This is a genomic window from Kitasatospora sp. NPDC049285 (genome assembly GCF_040678815.1).
GTDB lineage: Bacteria > Actinomycetota > Actinomycetes > Streptomycetales > Streptomycetaceae > Kitasatospora.
The window spans coordinates 190,489-205,761 of record NZ_JBFAQR010000002.1; the positions used below are offsets into that span (position 1 = coordinate 190,489).

Here is a 15,273-nt window from a genome sequence, read left to right on the forward strand (position 1 = left end):
ACGCCGGGTCAGGGGCGGGGCGGCTGTTACTTGATCAGGTAGATGGTCGCGAACAGGCCGATCCACACGACGTCGACGAAGTGCCAGTAGTACGACACCACGATCGCCGCGGTGGCCTGCTCGTGGGTGAAGCGCCGCGCCGCGTAGGTCCGGCCGAGGACCAGCAGGAAGGCGATCAGACCACCCGTCACGTGGAGTCCGTGGAAGCCGGTGGTCAGGTAGAACACCGTGCCGTACGGGTCGGAGGACAGCGACAGGCCGTCCTTCTTGACCAGCTCGGTGTACTCGTAGATCTGGCCGCCGATGAAGATGGCGCCCATCACGAAGGTGATCGAGAACCACGAGCGGAGCTTCTTCACGTCACCGCGCTCGGCGGCGAACACGCCGAGCTGGCAGGTGAGCGAGGAGAGCACCAGGATCGTGGTGTTGACCGAGGAGAACGGCACGTTGAGGGCATGGGCCTTCTCGTGCCAGAACTCGGCGCCCTTGACCGAGCGGAGGGTGAAGTACATCGCGAACAGGGCCGCGAAGAACATCAGCTCCGAGCTCAGCCAGACGATGGTTCCGACGCTGACCAGGTTCGGCCTGTTGACCGCACCGTGCGCGTGTCCGGTTTCTGTTGCTGTTGCTGTCGCCACGACGGACATTATGTCGGTCCCTTATTCCGTCTTCACGCCGGGGGGTCTCCCTCGGAGTGTCCGGTGCGTGCGGTATGCCCGTGTCGCGTCGCGCCCGTTTTCTGACGGTTGTTCGGATCAGGTGACCCGGGTAGGCCGCGAGGGTGAGCTCCGGGCGCGGCGCCTTGAGCGAGATCGCGCCGGGGTCTCTTCAGGAGGGGTGCGCGGGAGTAGCATCCGGAGTGGACGTGGCCCGGGTCACACTGGGCCGTTCGGCCGGGGACACATATAAGAGGACGAGCACCAGGGAGCAGGGGCCATGGCGCAGCATTCCGACGAGACGCTCACCGTTCTCGTCTACAGCGACGACCGCAACACGCGCGAGCAGGTGACCCTCGCGCTCGGCCGCCGGCCCGCCGCGGACCTCCCCGCGGTCGAGTACCTCGAGTGCGCCACCGCCGCCGCGGTGCTGCGGGCCCTGGAGAAGGGCGGCATCGACCTGTGCGTGCTGGACGGCGAGGCCGTCCCGATCGGCGGGCTCGGTCTCACCCGCCAGTTGAAGGACGAGATCTACGGCTGCCCGCCGGTGCTGGTGGTGATCGGCCGCCCGCAGGACTCCTGGCTCGCCGCGTGGAGCCGCGCCGACGCGGCGGTCTCCCACCCGGTGGACCCGGTCGCGCTGGTCGACGCGTCGGCCACCCTGCTGCGGGCCCGGCTCGCGCGGCGGACCCCGGCCGGGCGCTGACCGTCCCCACCGGGGCGTCTCAACTGGAGAGAAGGGGACGGCAACCCAGGGCGGCCGTCCCCGCTCCCTCGATAGGCTGACTCCATCCCTTCCGGCCGCCCGCGGGCCGCCGGTACACGAGATGAGAGCTGGAGACGGCCATGGTGAACGTGCACTCTGCGAACGGCGGTAGCGACCCCGCGCAGGTGGTCCGCACCTGGCCCGACCTGCTGACCTCGCTGCTGAAGGGCGACGACCTCACCCAGGCCGACACCGCCTGGGCGATGGACCGCATCATGAGCGGCGAGGCCACCCCGGTCCAGGTCGCGGGCTTCACCATCGCGCTGCGCGCCAAGGGCGAGACCGTCGAGGAGATCTCCGGTCTGGTCGAGACGATGTACGCGCACGCCGAGCCGCTCGAGATCCCCGGCCCCGCGGTCGACATCGTCGGCACCGGCGGCGACCGGGCGAAGACCGTCAACATCTCCACCATGTCGGCGATCGTGGCGGCCGCGGCCGGCGCGAAGGTGGTCAAGCACGGGAACCGGGCCGCGTCCTCGGCCTCCGGCTCCTCCGACGTGCTGGGCCGGCTCGGCATCAACCTGGACCTGGCGCCGGCCCGGGTCGCGGAGGTCGCCGAGGAGGTCGGGCTGACCTTCTGCTTCGCGGCGAAGTTCCACCCCTCGATGCGGCACACCGCGCAGGCGCGCGGCGAGTTGGCGGTGCCGACGGTCTTCAACATCCTCGGCCCGCTGACCAACCCGGCCAAGGTCACCTCGCACGCCATCGGGTGCTTCGACACCCGGCTGGCCGGCCTGATCGCCGGGGTGCTGGCGCGGCGCGGCGCGACGGCGCTGGTGTTCCGCGGCGACGACGGCCTGGACGAGCTGACCATCACCACCACCTCGCACGTGTGGATCGTGCGCGACGGCGAGGTGACGGAGACTCAGTTCGACCCGCGGGACGTGGGCATCGAGCTGGTGGGCATCGAGGCGCTGCGCGGGGCCGACGCCGAGTTCAACGCGGCGGTCGCCCGCCGGGTGCTGGCGGGCGAACGCGGGCCGGTCCGGGACGCGGTGCTGCTCAACACGGCGTCCGCGCTGGTGGCGTTGGAGCTGGGGGATGCGCCGCTGGCCGAGCAGCTGGCGGCGGGGATGGAGCGAGCCGCGGCCGCGATCGATTCGGGGGCGGCGGCGGAGCTGCTGAAGCGGTGGGCCGAGGCGACACAGTAGGGAGGACATGCAGGGGCTCGGGGAACTGCGAGAAGCGGAAGGCGCCCACCAGCAAGGTCGCGATGTGGGCGGGGAGTTGCACGTGGGAGCGCGACCTGGCGGTAGGTGCATGGCCGCTCGCGCAGTTCCCCGCGCCCCTGACGGGGCACAGGTTGTCCGAGGGGTGGACGGGGCTTGAGACGATCGAGGCCTCGTGTAGGCTGACCGCAGGTCATGAGTGGCAGCGACAAGCCCCAGCTTGCTGTCCGGCAACCCTCCGTCCGTGGCGGGGTGCCCTGGGTGAGGACCGGGCCGTGCGGCGATCAGTCCGTGCGGCAAGCGCGGACCACCGGTCGATGCACCCCGGGGTCCTCACCCCGTGGAGGAGTGCATCCATGTCCGTGACCACCGAGATCTGTGCGCCGCTGGCCGTGCTGGGGCATGACGTCGAGGTTCCGCTGGCGTCGGGGGCGAAGGTCACCTACGCGGCGCTGGACTACGCGGCGAGCGCGCCGGCCCTGCAGCGGGTCTGGGACGACGTGGCGGCGTACGCGCCGTACTACGGTTCGGTGCACCGCGGGGCCGGGTACCTGTCGCAGCTGTCGACCGACCTGTTCGAGCAGAGCCGGCGGACGGTGGCGGAGTTCCTGGAGCTGCGGGACGGCGACCAGGTGGTGTTCACCCGGGCGACCACCGACTCGCTGAACCTGCTGGCGGGCGCGGTGCCGGCCGGGACCGAGGTGTTCGCGTTCGAGACGGAGCACCACGCCTCGCTGCTGCCCTGGCGGCGGGAGGGCCTGACGGTGCGTTACCTGCGGGCGCCGCGCTCGCACGCGGAGGCGGTGGCGGCGCTGGAGGAGGCGCTGCTGGGCGCGGCGGACGGGCCGAAGCTGTTCTGCGTGACCGGGGCGTCGAACGTCACCGGCGAGCTGTGGCCGGTGCGCGAGCTGACCGAGGTCGCCCACCGGTACGGCGCCCGGGTGGTGCTGGACGCGGCCCAGCTGGCGCCGCACCACCGGCTCTCGGTGCGGGAGTTGGACGTCGACTGGGTGGCGTTCTCCGGGCACAAGCTGTACGCGCCGTTCGGCGCCGGCGTGCTGGCGGGCCGCTCCGACTGGCTGGACGCGGCGGAGCCGTACCTGGCCGGCGGCGGGGCGAGCCGGACGGTGGCGCGGGAGCTGGACGGCTCGGTGGCGGTCGAGTGGCACACCGGCCCGGCGCGGCACGAGGCGGGCTCGCCGAACGTGATCGGGGCGTACGCGGTGGCCTCGGCCTGCCGGGCGCTGACCGAGGCGGGGTTCGACGCGCTGGAGGCCCGCGAGCGGGCGCTGGTGGCGAAGCTGACGGCGGGTCTGGCCGCGATCCCCGAGGTGCGGGTGCTCAGCCTGTTCGGCGCCGAGGCGGACCGGGTCGGCGTGGTGTCCTTCGTGGTGCAGGGCTGGAACAGCTCGCACTTCTCGGCGGCGCTCTCCGCCGAGTACGGGATCGGGGTGCGGGACGGGCTGTTCTGCGCGCACCCGCTGGTGCGCACCCTGCTCGGGGGCGAGGAGGCCGCGCCGAGCGAGTGCGGCGCGCCGGAGCCCTCGCTGCCGGGGGAGCGCAGCCTGAACGCGATCCGGGTGAGCTTCGGCGCGGGCACCCCGGAGGAGCACCTGGAGCGGTTCCTGACGGCCGTTCGGGAGCTGGTCACCGACGGCGCGAAGTGGAGCTACCGCAACGAGGGCGGGCGCTGCGTGGCGGCCGCGGAGATCGACCGGGGCCGCCAGCGCTGAGCCCGCCCGGGGAGGCGGCCGCTACTCGTCCAGGCCGAGCGAGAAGGCCGCCTCCAGGTCGTGCTGGGAGTAGGTGCGGAAGGCGATGTGGGTCTCGGTGTCGATCACGCCGGGGATCTTGTTCAGACGGCCGGGGATCACCTCGGCCAGGTCCTCGTGGCCGCGTACCCGGACCATGGCGATCAGGTTGTAGGTGCCGGTCACGGAGTAGACCTCGGTGACGCCCTCGATGGCGGCGATCGCCTCGGCGATTTCGGGGATCCGGTCGACGCTGGTGTTGATGAGGACGATCGCGGTGATCACTGAGCAACTCCTGTTCGAGAAGGTGCGCCCAGGGTATCCCCCGCCGGACGGGCGGCCCAGGCGAACAGCCAGCCGGTGGCGAATCCGATCACGTGGACCAGGTAGGCGACCCCGGTGCCGCCGGAACTGACGGACCACCACTGCAGGGCGAACCACAGGCCGAGCACCAGCCAGGCGGGGAAGCGCAGCGGCAGGAAGAGCAGGATCGGCACCAGGGTGGTCACCCGGGCCTTCGGATAGAGCCGCAGGTACGCGCCGAGCACCCCGGCGATCGCGCCGGAGGCGCCGACCAGCGCGCGCATGGCGTCGGGGGTGTGCGCCTCGGCCACCGCGTAGCCGTAGGTCGCCAGGTAGCCGATGGCGAGGTAGCCGACCAGGAAGCGCAGCCGGCCGAGCCGGGCCTCCACCGCGGGGCCGAAGACGAAGAGGAAGAGCAGGTTGCCGACCAGGTGCAGCCAGCCGGCGTGCACGAACAGCGAGGTCAGCACCGAGAGTTCGGGGACCTTTCCGTGGGTCGGCGGCAGCGCGCAGCCGGGGGCGGCGGGGGAGAGGGTGGCGAGTTGAGCGGCCGTCAGCGGGTGGCCGCCGAGCAGCTCGGCCGGGACGGCGCCCCAGCGGTGCTCGTAGCGCTGCTCGGCGCAGAGCCGGGCGTCGCCGCTGCCGTACAGCGGGTTCAGCCCGGACGGGCCCAGGACCAGGACCAGCGCGGACACCGCGAGCAGCAGGTAGGTGACGGCCGGGGCGCGGGCGGTCCGCGCGGCCGCCGGCGAACCGGCCCGGGCGAGGGCGGGGAGCACCATGCCGGTCAGCATTCCTCGGGGGCGCGGCGGTGACACCGGGCGCTGCTCCGGCCGGGTGAGCGTCCGCGCAGTGGACCGGGGGGCCGGGGGCACCGGGCCAGGCAATAGGCTGGAGGCCCGGACCATGGGACCAGCCGAGAGGGACCACTGATGACCATTGCCGCGCCGACCGCCGAGACCCGCTGGCGCTGCACGCTGTGTGGCAACCTGACCCGCTTCGACGTGACCCGCTCGTCCCGGGTGATCGACTTCCTGCACTTCGACCTGTCCGGTGAGTCGAAGGTCGAGGAGACCGAGGTGCTCGCCGAGACCATCGAGTCGGTGCGCTGCCGCTGGTGCAACGCCGTCGACCAGGTCGAGCTGGTGGCCCGTCCCGGCGCCGACGACGCCGCGGCCGACGGCGGCCAGCAGGGCTGACGCCACCCCACCGCCCCGCCCTCCCGTCCGCACTCCGGACGGGGGCGCGGGGCGGACTCGTCGGTGGGGTGCTGTCGGTGCGGCACGGTAGACGGGACAATTACAGGAAGCGGTGGTTCACGGCGGCGCGGCAGACGGCCGGGCCGGGCCGCCCGGACCAGGATCGGAGCCGAGGACAGTGGTGGAGGCAGCGAACGCGCCCACGGGCACGGACGGGATCGCGTCCATTCCTGAGCCCGGACCGGTCGAGGAGCCGGACGGTGCGGCCGAGGCCCTCGCGGAGCAGCCCGGCGAGGATGCCGCCGAGGCCCTCGCGGAGCAGCCCGGCGAGGACGCCGCCGAGGTGACCGGCCGGGCGCTGCCCGAGGGCGTGCGCCGACGGGTGGTCGGGATCGCCTCCGACGCGCTGGGCGGCATCCCCGCCGCCGAACTGCCCGCCTCGCTGCGCCCGTACGCCAAGTTCACGCCGGCCCGGCGGGCCAAGTACGCGGCGACCGCGCTGGCCGCCGCGCTGGAGTCGGAGCCGGCCTTCCGGATCCGGATAGCCGAGCGCCTGCGGCTGGGCCAGCCGGACCTGGTGCGCGCGCTGGAGGCGGGCACCGTGCCGGCCGCGGCCGACCCGATGGACGTCGCCGCGGCGGCCTACCTGCTGCGCCCGACCGGCTGGACCCGGCTGGTGCACGAGGCCGGCGAGGAGGCCGAGCGGGCCGACGCGGAGGGCGCGGCGGCCGAGGCGGCCAGGCTGGCCGAACGGCTGCAGGAGGAGCTGGCGGAGGCCAGGTCGACGGCCCGCGGCGAGCTGGAGCGGGTCCGCACCGAGGCCGAGGGGGTGCGGCGGGAGGCCGACTCGCTGCGCAAGAAGGTCCGCTCGCTGGAGGCCGACACCCGCCGGGCCCAGGCCGAGAGCCGCCGCCTGGCAGGGGAGTTGGAGGCGGCGAAGGCCGCCGCCGCGGCCGAGCGCAGCGCCGCCGAGAGCGAGGCGCGCCGGCTGCGCCACCGGGTCTCCGAGCTGGAGACGGCGGTGGAGACCGGTCGCCGCACCGCCCGCGAGGGCCGCAGCGTCGAGGACATGCGGCTGCGCCTGCTGCTGGACACCGTGCTGCAGTCCGCGCAGGGCCTGCAGCGCGAACTGGCCCTGCCGGTCACCGCGCTGCGCCCGGCGGACCTGGTGGAGGCGGTGGAGCCGGGCTCGGCCTCGCCGAACGACGTGGCCCGGCGCGGCCTGGCCGAGGACGATCCGGCGCTGCTGGACCAGCTGCTGGCGATCCCGCAGGTCCACCTGGTGGTGGACGGCTACAACGTGACCAAGACCGGCTACCCGCAACTGCCGCTGGAGCAGCAGCGGCTGCGGCTGCTGGGCGGGCTGGCGATGCTCGCGCAGCGCACCCAGGCCGAGGTCACCTGCGTCTTCGACGGCCAGGACCTGGACGTCCCGGTGATCATGGCGCCGCCGCGCGGCGTGCGGGTGCGGTTCAGCCGCACCGGGGAGACCGCGGACGAGCTGATCCGCCGACTGGTCCGGGCCGAGCCGCAGGGCCGTCCGGTGGTGGTGGTCTCGGCCGACAAGGAGGTCGCGGACGGGGTGCGGAAGGCGGGCGCCCGCCCGGTCTCCTCGACGCTGCTGCTCAACCGGTTGTCCCGGACCTGACCTCGGCTGACGGCCGATCAGGCGGCCCCGCGAGGTTGCCGGAGTGTGTCGGTGTGGTGAAAGCGTCCGGGGAGGCCGGTTCGCGGGCACCTGGGAGTGGACGCGAAGGCTTGGACTTCACTAGGGTCTGGCGTCAAACCTATATTCCGGACTATCACTCCTAGGGGTGAGTCCAGCAGGAAGAAGGAGCACCTCCCTTGGCCTCCCACCGCCGTCCCAAGCAGCCGAGCCGCGCACGGGTCTCCGTGCTCACCGCTGCCGCCGCGACCGCGGTCGCCCTGTCGGCCCAGGTGAGCGCGCACGCCGCGCCCGCGTCGCCGAGCAAGGACGAGGTCAAGGCGCAGGTCGACAAGCTGCTCGAGGAGCAGGAGCAGGCGGCCGAGAAGTTCAACGGTGCCAAGGAGCGCTCCGACCAGCTGCGCAAGCAGGCCGACCAGCTGCAGGACCAGGTGGCCCGCAGCCAGGAGCAGATGACCGAACTGGCCTCCGGGCTGGCCGCGGTGGCGGGCGACCAGTACCGCCAGGGCGGGGTGGACCCGTCGATGCAGCTGATGCTCTCCGCCAACCCGGACACCTACCTCGCGCAGGCGTCCTCCTTCGACCAGGCCGCCAGCACCCAGGCGGAGACCCTGAAGTCGCTGAAGGACCAGCAGCGCCGGCTGGACCAGCAGAAGCAGGAAGCCGCCCAGGTGCTGGCCGAACTGGACAGCCAGACCAAGGCGTTGAACGACGCCAAGGCGGACGTCCAGGACAAGCTCCAGCAGGCGCAGAAGCTGCTCAGCAAGCTCAGCGCCGCGGACCGCGCCTCGATCCTGGAGGGCACCGGCGGCTCCGCCTCCCGCAGCGCCTCCCGGGTCGACATCTCCAGCCTCCCGCCGGCCAGCGGCTACGCCGCGGTCGCGGTGAAGGCCGCGCTCGGCAAGCAGGGCGCGCCGTACGTCTGGGGCGCGACCGGTCCGAGCAGCTTCGACTGCTCCGGCCTGATGCAGTGGGCCTACGCGCAGGCCGGCGTCTCGATCCCGCGCACCTCGCAGTCGCAGGCCACCGCGGGCGTCAACGTCGGCCGTGACTGGCACAACGCCCAGCCCGGCGACCTGGTCATCTACTACGGCGACCAGCACCACGTCGGCATGTACATCGGCAACGGCCTGGTGCTGCACGCGCCGCACACCGGCGACGTGGTGAAGACCATGGCGGTCGACACCCTGCCGATCAACACCATCCGCCGGATCTGACGATCCGACGAACCGGACATAAGCCCACAGAGGGCGACAACTGACGCACCGTGACACGCCCGGACGGGTCGAGATCTCCCTGTGATCCGCGACACGTCCGGGCGTGTCATTTCTCGACCATATGGTGAAAATCAATAAGCTCTACGTTACAGGCTGATCACGGTCGGTCAGATTCGTAATCGAATTCGACGCAGAATCAGATTTTCTTCTGACAAGGATTTGAACGGATCACGGATCGGTTACTAGGGTCATGCCTCGACCACCGCAATGTCGATCGCCCATGGGGGGCGACGGCGGAGGTCGCCGCCGAGTCCGTGACACAGCGGGCGGGCCGTCACCACGAGGCCTGCCGACGGGGATGCCCCTGCGGGGGTGCTGTCGAACGGAGCCGGGGAACCACGTTCCCCCGGGGTGAATCGGTGTCAGGTCGGCCGTAGCAGCGGCCGGTGAGGCACCGTAGGGCTTCTTCCGGCCCGAACCCGTCAGCTCACCCGGTAGGCGGTGTGTGAGGAAGAAGGAGTCCGCCTTCGTGGCGTCCCATCGTCGTCCCAAGCCCGCAGGCCGTGCCCGGGTCTCGATTCTCACTGCCGCCGCCGCCACCGCCGTGGCGCTCTCCACCCAGGGCGGTGCGCACGCCGGCCCGGCGCCGACCAAGGACCAGGTCAAGCAGCAGGTCGACCAGCTCAACGAGCAGGCCGAGGTGAAGACCGAGGCGTACAACGCCGCGGTGGTCAAGCAGCAGGACCTGCAGAAGCAGGTCGGCCAGCTGCAGGACCAGGTGGCGCGCCAGCAGGACCGGGTGACCACCGTTCAGGACAGCCTGGCCGGCATCGCCGCCGAGCAGTACCGCACCGGCGGCGTCTCGCAGACCATGCAGCTGATGCTCTCCAGCAGCCCGGACGCCTTCCTCGGGCAGGCCGGCGCGCTGGACCAGGTCGGCTCCACCCAGGCCGGGCTGCTGAAGTCCTTCAAGACCGAGCAGGCCGCGCTCGACCAGCAGCGCGACGAGGCCCAGCGCAAGCTCACCGAACTGGACGTCACCGCCAAGGCCCTGAAGGCCGACAAGGAGGACATCCAGGCGAAGCTGGCCAAGGCCACCGACCTGCTCAACTCGCTCACCCAGAAGGAGCGCGACGAGCTGGCCGCCGCCGAGGCGAAGGCCGCCGCGGACTCCCGCGCCCAGGCCGACACCGCCCAGCGCGCCTCCCGCGACGAGTCCCGCCCGGACCTCGGCGCCGTGAAGGCCACCTCCGGCTACGCCGGGGCCGCGCTCGCCGCCGCCACGTCCAAGCTCGGCAGCTGGTACTCCTACGGCGCGGCCGGTCCGACCACCTTCGACTGCTCCGGCCTGATGCAGTGGGCCTACGCGCAGGCCGGCGTCTCGATCCCGCGCACCTCGCAGGCCCAGGCCGGCGCCGGCACCCGGATCGGGTCGGACATCTCCAAGGCCCAGCCGGGCGACCTGATCATCTACTACGGCGACATGCACCACGTCGGCATGTACGTGGGCAACGGGCAGGTCCTGCACGCCCCGCACACCGGTGCGCAGGTCCGCTACGAGTCGGCCACCGCGATGCCGATCAACACCATCGTGCGGGTCTGACCCAGGGTCAGCGCGAACGGCCCGACACCCCCGACCTGGGGTGTCGGGCCTTCGTCGTCCCGATGTCCGATTCGCGGTCAAATATTCGAAGGTGTCAGGGTTTGGACTGGATCGATCCGACTCGCTAACCTCTGCCCCCGAGCCCCCGAGCGGACGGCCGCCCCGCCGGGCGGCGGCGGAGGCGGCCGCAGGAACGGAGTCCTCGCGCATGTCGGTGCACCGTCGCCCCCCACTGCCGGGCGTCCAGCGGTTGGCCCGCGCCCTGGCGCTCACCGCCGCCGCCGCGGGCGCGCTCGGCGTCACGGTCGCCGCCGCCGGCGCGGCGCCGCTCAGCCCGGCCGAGCCGCTGGGCCGCAAGGAGGTCAAGGCGCAGGTCGACCAGCTGTACGACGAGGCCGAGCAGGCCTCCGAGAAGTTCAACGCCGCCCAGGAGCAGCAGCGGAAGCTGCAGGCCGAGGCGGCCTCGCTGCAGGACCAGGTGGCCGCCGGGCAGGACGAGCTCAACCGGCTGACCGGCAACCTGGCCGCGGTCGCCGCCGCCCAGTACCGCGCGCAGGGCGTCGACCCCACCCTGCGGCTGATGCTCGACCGCGACCCGGCCGGCTACCTGGACGGCGCCCGCTCGCTCGACCAGGCCACCTCCCGGCAGAACGACACCCTGCGGGAGGTCGCCGACCGGCAGCGCCGGCTCGACCAGCGCCGCCAGGAGGCGACCGCCAAGCTCGCCGAGCTGGAGAACGTCCGGCAGTCGCTGGCCGCCGCCAAGGAGGACGTCAAGGCGCGGCTCGGCCGGGCCCAGCACCTGCTGAACGGCCTCGGCGCCACCGAGCGCGCCCGGCTGATCACCGACGACGCCCGGGAGGCCGAGCAGCGCGCCACCCGCGGCGCCGACCGGGTCGACCTCGGCGACCAGCCGCCCTCCTCGGACCGCGCCGCGGTCGCGCTGGCCGCCGCGATCGCCAAGATCGGCTCCCCCTACGTGTACGGATCGACCGGCCCGCGCACGTTCGACTGCTCCGGTCTGATGTACTGGTCGTGGCGGCAGGCCGGAGTGACCCTGCCGCGCACCTCGCAGGAGCAGGCCTCGGCCGGCCGGCGGGTGAGCCTCGCCGAAGCCCGGCCCGGAGACCTGGTGATCTTCTACAAGGACATGCACCACGTCGGCATGTACGCCGGCGGCGGTGTCGTCGTGCACGCCCCGTACCCCGGGGCCCGGGTCCGCTACGAGAGCGTCAACGCGATGCCGGTCAGCTCGGTGGTGCGGGTCTGAGCCCGGACGAGCCCCTGGTCACCGACCTGCCCCGGGTGTCCGGGCGGCAGGTCGGTGCTCCGCTGTCCCGTCGCGCCGCCCTGCTGCTGGCCGCCGCCGGGGCGGTCCAGCTCTCGCTGCCCCGGGCGGTCGCCCCGCCCCGCCGGGCGCCGCTGGCAGCGCCCGCCGCGCCCGACACCCGCGGCGACGTCGAGCGGCTGCTCGCGCTGCGGGCGCTCGCCGTCCGGCAGGGCGACGCCGCCCGGCTGCTGGCGCTCGGCGCCCCCGAGGCCGAGGAGTCCGACCGGGACCTGCTGGAGCGCACCGCCGAGCTGCGCTTCGCCGAGTACACCCTGAAGCTCGGCTCGTTCACCGAGCCGCCGGCGGGCGCCGACCGGATCACCGTCGCCGCGGAGCTCGGCTACCGGCTGGACGGTGTCGACGACTACCCGGCGCTGCTGGAGCGGCAACTGGAGCTGACCCGCGCCGAGGACGGCTGGCAGGTGGTCCGGGAGACCCCGACCGGAGCGGTGGCGCCCTGGGACCTCGGCGCGGTGCGCGCGGTGTCCGGGCGGCGCAGCCTGGTGCTCGGGCTCGGCGAGACCGCCGAGCTGGGCGCGCTGGCCGAGCTCGCCGACCAGGCGGTGCCCGCCGTGGCTGCCGTCTGGGGCGACTGGAAGCCCGGCCGGCTGCTGCTCGAACTCCCGCTCACCGAGCAGCAGTTCGCCCGGCGGATGGACGTCGCCGCGGACAGCTACCAGGGCATAGCCGCGGTCACCCTGGCGGTCAGCGGCGCCCCGGCGCACACCCCGGCCGACCGGATCCTGGTCAACCCGGAGGCGTACCGGCAGCTCAGCGACCTCGGCCGCCGGGTGGTGGTCACCCATGAGGCCACCCACGTCGCCACCCGGGCCGACACCAAGCCGTGGACTCCGCTGTGGCTCTCCGAGGGCGTCGCCGACTACACCGGCTACCGCGGCACCGGCCGCACCGCCCGGCAGATCGCCCCCGAACTCGCCAAGGAGGTCACCGCCGGTCGGCTGCCCACCGCGCTGCCCGCCGACGAGGCCTTCACCGCCGGCGCCGCCGGGATCGGCCAGGCCTACGAACTCTCCTGGCTGGCCTGCGACCTGATTGCCCGTCAGTGGGGCCAGGACCGGCTGGTGGCGTTCTACCGGTCGGTCGGCGCGCTCGGCGCCGGGCAGCTGGACCGTGCGATGCGCACCGAACTCGGCGTCGGCGTGGAGGAGTTCACCAAGCGGTGGATCAGCGAGACGGCGAAGCTGCGGAGTTGAGCGCCGCCTGGAGGCCCGCGGCGTCCAGGAAGGCCGTGTGGGTGCCCGCCGTGGTGCAGGCGAAGGCCCCGGCCAGCGCGCCGGCCCGCATGCACTCCTCGACCGGGCGGCCGGCCAGGTGCCGGCTGAGGAAGCCGGAGACGAAGGCGTCGCCCGCGCCGTTGCTGTCCACGATCGGCGCCCCCGGGTCCAGGGCCGGGAAGTGGCGCGGCAGTTCGTCCTCCCGGGTGAGCAGGAAGCTGCCCGCCGCACCGGCCGTGGCCACCACCAGCTCGGCCCGGCCCTGCGCCAGGACCGTGCGCATCACCGCCTCCGGGCGGCCGCCGACGGCCGCCGCGGAGAGGAAGACCAGGTCCGAGCCGAAGGCGTAGGCCCGGTGGTGCTCCTGCTGTCCGTCCCAGGTGTGCAGGTCGGTGGAGCTGCTGCGGCCCAGGCGGTGGATCTCCGGGTACATCTCCCGGTTGACGTTGGTGATCGACAGGTGGACGTGCCGGGTGCGCTCCAGCAGCGGCAGCCAGAACTCCCGCGGCAGCCGGGCGTCCGCGGGGTGGCGGCCGTCGTAGAAGGAGAACCGCAGGCCGTCCCGGTCGACCAGGTTGACGCTGCGCGGGGTGCCGGCCGGGGCCGGGAGGTGGCTGAAGTCCAGCCCCCGGCGGGCGTACTCGGCGAGGATCAGCTCGCCCTGCGGGTCGGCGCCGAGGAAGTCGGCGAACTTGGTGCGCAGACCCAGCGCGTGGCAGCCGAGTGCGACGCCGTTCCCGGTGTGCGCCGGGTAGTCGACGACCGGGGGCACGCCGACGGAGTCGCGGTCGGCGGGCACCTCGAGCCGGTCCACCCGGACGATGGTGTCCACGCCGACGCCGCCGACGATCAGGATGTCGTAGTCGATCACCCGGTGATGGTGGCAGCGCACGGCAGTTGCTGCAAGAGGTTTCAGAAAGTTCCAGTCGGGGGTCGTGCCGGCTCCCGACGGACCGTCAGGTGCGGTCGGCCGGGGTCAGGTCGTCCAGCAGGTCCTGCTCGTAGGCGATGCCCGGGCGGACCGGGTAGTGCGGGGCGACCTGGTCGGCGGGCAGGACCACGGTGGTGACGGCCTCCGGGCGGCGGGTGGAGCGCCACAGGCCGCGCGCCGACACGATGGTGGTGGCCAGCAGCAGCAGGTTGCGGGCGGTCAGCACCAGCACGCCCAGCAGCTCGCTGCGGTTGACCGCGCCGAACATCACCGGGAACTCCAGCGTGGTCAGCACCGTGGTGACCAGCACCATCACGGCCGCCGGGCGCTGGCTGGTGCCGCGCGCGGTCAGGCAGACGGCGGCCAGGCCGATGATCCAGATCATGTACTGCGGGCTGATCACCCGGCTGGTCACGGTGAAGATCAGCAGCGCGCAGAGCGCCGCGTCGTAGGTGGTCGCGGTGGTCCAGCGGGCCGCCCGCAGCCGCCACACCAGCAGCCAGCCGAAACCGGCGACGGTCAGCGCCACCATCACCTTGGAGACCACTGGCACCCACGGCCCGAGGAACTCCACCGAGCCGTAGTTCATCGTCACCGTGCCGTGCCAGGCGCCGGCCAGCTTGGCGAAGTGCAGCGGCAGCGCGCCCAGCGACTCGATCTCGATGCCGCGCTCGGACTGGAACTTCAGGAACTCGAAGGCCCCGTTCATCCCCGCCGTCAGCAGGAAGCCCAGCGAGGCCGCGAACGCCGCCGCCGCCGTCCACGAGCGGCGGGTGCGCCGTCCGCGCGGGGTGCCGATCAGCGCCAGCAGCGGCCAGATCTTCACCAGCCCGCCGAGGCCCAGCAGCACGCCGCCGAGGGCCGGCCGGCGCAGCAGGGCCAGCAGGCCGACGATCGCCAGCGCGGTCACGATGATGTCGTAGCGGCAGTACACCGTCGGCCCGAGCAGCGGCACGCCCGCCACCCAGTACCAGGCGCCGTGGTAGCTGCGGCCCCGGCGGGTGCCGGCGCGCATCAGCAGGGCCATCGCCGTCGCGTCGACCACGCCGCAGATCACGAAGAACGACACCAGGTACGACCAGGGCAGCAGCCCCGGCAGCAGGATCACCAGCGCCGCGCCCGGCGGGTACTGCCAGGTCACGTCGTCCAGCGGGAAGGTGCCGGTGCGCAGCACCTCGTACCAGCCGTGGTAGATCACCGAGACGTCCGCCGTCACGTCGGTGCTGGCGATCCGCAGCACCCCGGCGAGCATCAGCACGATCAGCGTGCGGGAGACCAGCCAGCCGCCCGCCAGCGTCCACAGCGGCCCGCGGGCCGGCGCGGTGCCGGGGGCGGTGGACAGCGCCAGGTACTCGGTACTGCCGGACCGTCCGGCCTGGGCTGACTCCACTACGCTCCTTCGGTCGTCGCGTACACCGGGACACCACCTAGGACCCGCCGGGAACCG

14 protein-coding genes and 2 riboswitches are annotated in these 15,273 nt (G+C 73.1%); of the genes, 9 read left to right on the forward strand and 5 right to left on the reverse strand.

What is annotated here, in order from left to right:
* Nucleotides 1-26 precede the first annotated feature (26 nt).
* Nucleotides 27-647 carry a heme-copper oxidase subunit III gene (locus AB0K51_RS02640; protein WP_363449690.1) on the reverse strand — a complete coding sequence of 207 codons (621 nt, stop codon included), beginning with the start codon at nucleotides 645-647 and terminating at the stop codon, nucleotides 27-29.
* Nucleotides 648-936: 289 nt separating this feature from the next.
* Between AB0K51_RS02640 and AB0K51_RS02645 the strand changes: the two genes are divergently transcribed.
* The 3 genes from AB0K51_RS02645 to AB0K51_RS02655 all read left to right on the forward strand — a co-directional run bounded on the left by AB0K51_RS02645 (nucleotide 937) and on the right by AB0K51_RS02655 (nucleotide 4,324).
* Complete coding sequence (locus tag AB0K51_RS02645) at nucleotides 937-1,362, forward strand: hypothetical protein (protein ID WP_363449692.1); 426 nt, start codon at nucleotides 937-939, stop codon at nucleotides 1,360-1,362.
* A 140-nt stretch (nucleotides 1,363-1,502) separates the two neighbouring features.
* Entirely contained in the window at nucleotides 1,503-2,573 is a 1,071-nt protein-coding gene (gene trpD, locus AB0K51_RS02650) for an anthranilate phosphoribosyltransferase (protein ID WP_363449694.1), read from the forward strand.
* A 209-nt stretch (nucleotides 2,574-2,782) separates the two neighbouring features.
* A riboswitch (SAM riboswitch) is annotated at nucleotides 2,783-2,900 on the forward strand.
* A 47-nt stretch (nucleotides 2,901-2,947) separates the two neighbouring features.
* Nucleotides 2,948-4,324, forward strand: a complete 1,377-nt coding sequence (locus AB0K51_RS02655) for an aminotransferase class V-fold PLP-dependent enzyme (RefSeq protein WP_363449696.1) — start codon at nucleotides 2,948-2,950, stop codon at nucleotides 4,322-4,324.
* Nucleotides 4,325-4,345: 21 nt separating this feature from the next.
* Here AB0K51_RS02655 and AB0K51_RS02660 read toward each other — a convergent pair whose 3' ends face one another.
* Both AB0K51_RS02660 and AB0K51_RS02665 read right to left on the reverse strand, forming a co-directional pair.
* Nucleotides 4,346-4,627, reverse strand: a complete 282-nt coding sequence (locus AB0K51_RS02660) for an Lrp/AsnC ligand binding domain-containing protein (protein ID WP_363449698.1) — start codon at nucleotides 4,625-4,627, stop codon at nucleotides 4,346-4,348.
* Nucleotides 4,624-5,427: a rhomboid family intramembrane serine protease gene (locus AB0K51_RS02665; RefSeq protein WP_363449700.1), complete on the reverse strand. Its 804-nt coding sequence runs from the start codon at nucleotides 5,425-5,427 to the stop codon at nucleotides 4,624-4,626. The genes AB0K51_RS02660 and AB0K51_RS02665 overlap by 4 nt, the downstream gene beginning before the upstream one ends.
* Nucleotides 5,428-5,577: 150 nt before the next feature.
* On the opposite strand from AB0K51_RS02665, the gene AB0K51_RS02670 reads away from it, so the two are divergent.
* The 6 genes from AB0K51_RS02670 to AB0K51_RS02695 all read left to right on the forward strand — a co-directional run bounded on the left by AB0K51_RS02670 (nucleotide 5,578) and on the right by AB0K51_RS02695 (nucleotide 12,874).
* Nucleotides 5,578-5,844 (forward strand): hypothetical protein, encoded by a 267-nt coding sequence (locus AB0K51_RS02670; RefSeq protein ID WP_363449702.1) that lies wholly within the window; start codon nucleotides 5,578-5,580, stop codon nucleotides 5,842-5,844.
* 343 nt (nucleotides 5,845-6,187) lie between these two features.
* Complete coding sequence (locus AB0K51_RS02675; protein WP_363449830.1) at nucleotides 6,188-7,492, forward strand: NYN domain-containing protein; 1,305 nt, start codon at nucleotides 6,188-6,190, stop codon at nucleotides 7,490-7,492.
* A 197-nt stretch (nucleotides 7,493-7,689) separates the two neighbouring features.
* Nucleotides 7,690-8,727: an NlpC/P60 family protein gene (locus tag AB0K51_RS02680; protein ID WP_363449704.1), complete on the forward strand. Its 1,038-nt coding sequence runs from the start codon at nucleotides 7,690-7,692 to the stop codon at nucleotides 8,725-8,727.
* Between the two features lie 366 nt (nucleotides 8,728-9,093).
* Nucleotides 9,094-9,242: riboswitch (cyclic di-AMP (ydaO/yuaA leader) on the forward strand.
* A 14-nt stretch (nucleotides 9,243-9,256) separates the two neighbouring features.
* Nucleotides 9,257-10,330, forward strand: coding sequence for an NlpC/P60 family protein (locus AB0K51_RS02685; RefSeq protein ID WP_363449706.1), 1,074 nt, complete (start codon nucleotides 9,257-9,259; stop codon nucleotides 10,328-10,330).
* A gap of 208 nt (nucleotides 10,331-10,538) precedes the next feature.
* Nucleotides 10,539-11,600, forward strand: a complete 1,062-nt coding sequence (locus AB0K51_RS02690) for an NlpC/P60 family protein (RefSeq protein ID WP_363449708.1) — start codon at nucleotides 10,539-10,541, stop codon at nucleotides 11,598-11,600.
* A gap of 35 nt (nucleotides 11,601-11,635) precedes the next feature.
* Nucleotides 11,636-12,874: a hypothetical protein gene (locus tag AB0K51_RS02695; protein ID WP_363449710.1), complete on the forward strand. Its 1,239-nt coding sequence runs from the start codon at nucleotides 11,636-11,638 to the stop codon at nucleotides 12,872-12,874.
* Here the strand turns inward: AB0K51_RS02695 and AB0K51_RS02700 are convergent.
* Nucleotides 12,846-13,766 carry a PfkB family carbohydrate kinase gene (locus AB0K51_RS02700; RefSeq protein ID WP_363449712.1) on the reverse strand — a complete coding sequence of 307 codons (921 nt, stop codon included), beginning with the start codon at nucleotides 13,764-13,766 and terminating at the stop codon, nucleotides 12,846-12,848. The two genes, AB0K51_RS02695 and AB0K51_RS02700, sit on opposite strands and share 29 nt — an antisense overlap.
* Nucleotides 13,767-13,851: 85 nt before the next feature.
* Entirely contained in the window at nucleotides 13,852-15,216 is a 1,365-nt protein-coding gene (locus AB0K51_RS02705; RefSeq protein WP_363449714.1) for a glycosyltransferase 87 family protein, read from the reverse strand.
* Nucleotides 15,217-15,273: the final 57 nt, after the last annotated feature.

Bases quoted from the DNA above. Each gene is read 5' to 3' on its own strand.
- AB0K51_RS02655 (WP_363449696.1), top strand. From the start codon at position 2,948: ATGTCCGTGACCACCGAGATCTGTGCGCCGCTGGCCGTGCTGGGGCAT.
- AB0K51_RS02640 (WP_363449690.1), bottom strand. From the start codon at position 647: ATGTCCGTCGTGGCGACAGCAACAGCAACAGAAACCGGACACGCGCAC.
- AB0K51_RS02645 (WP_363449692.1), top strand. From the start codon at position 937: ATGGCGCAGCATTCCGACGAGACGCTCACCGTTCTCGTCTACAGCGAC.
- AB0K51_RS02665 (WP_363449700.1), bottom strand. From the start codon at position 5,427: ATGGTGCTCCCCGCCCTCGCCCGGGCCGGTTCGCCGGCGGCCGCGCGG.
- AB0K51_RS02690 (WP_363449708.1), top strand. From the start codon at position 10,539: ATGTCGGTGCACCGTCGCCCCCCACTGCCGGGCGTCCAGCGGTTGGCC.
- trpD (WP_363449694.1), top strand. From the start codon at position 1,503: ATGGTGAACGTGCACTCTGCGAACGGCGGTAGCGACCCCGCGCAGGTG.
- AB0K51_RS02670 (WP_363449702.1), top strand. From the start codon at position 5,578: ATGACCATTGCCGCGCCGACCGCCGAGACCCGCTGGCGCTGCACGCTG.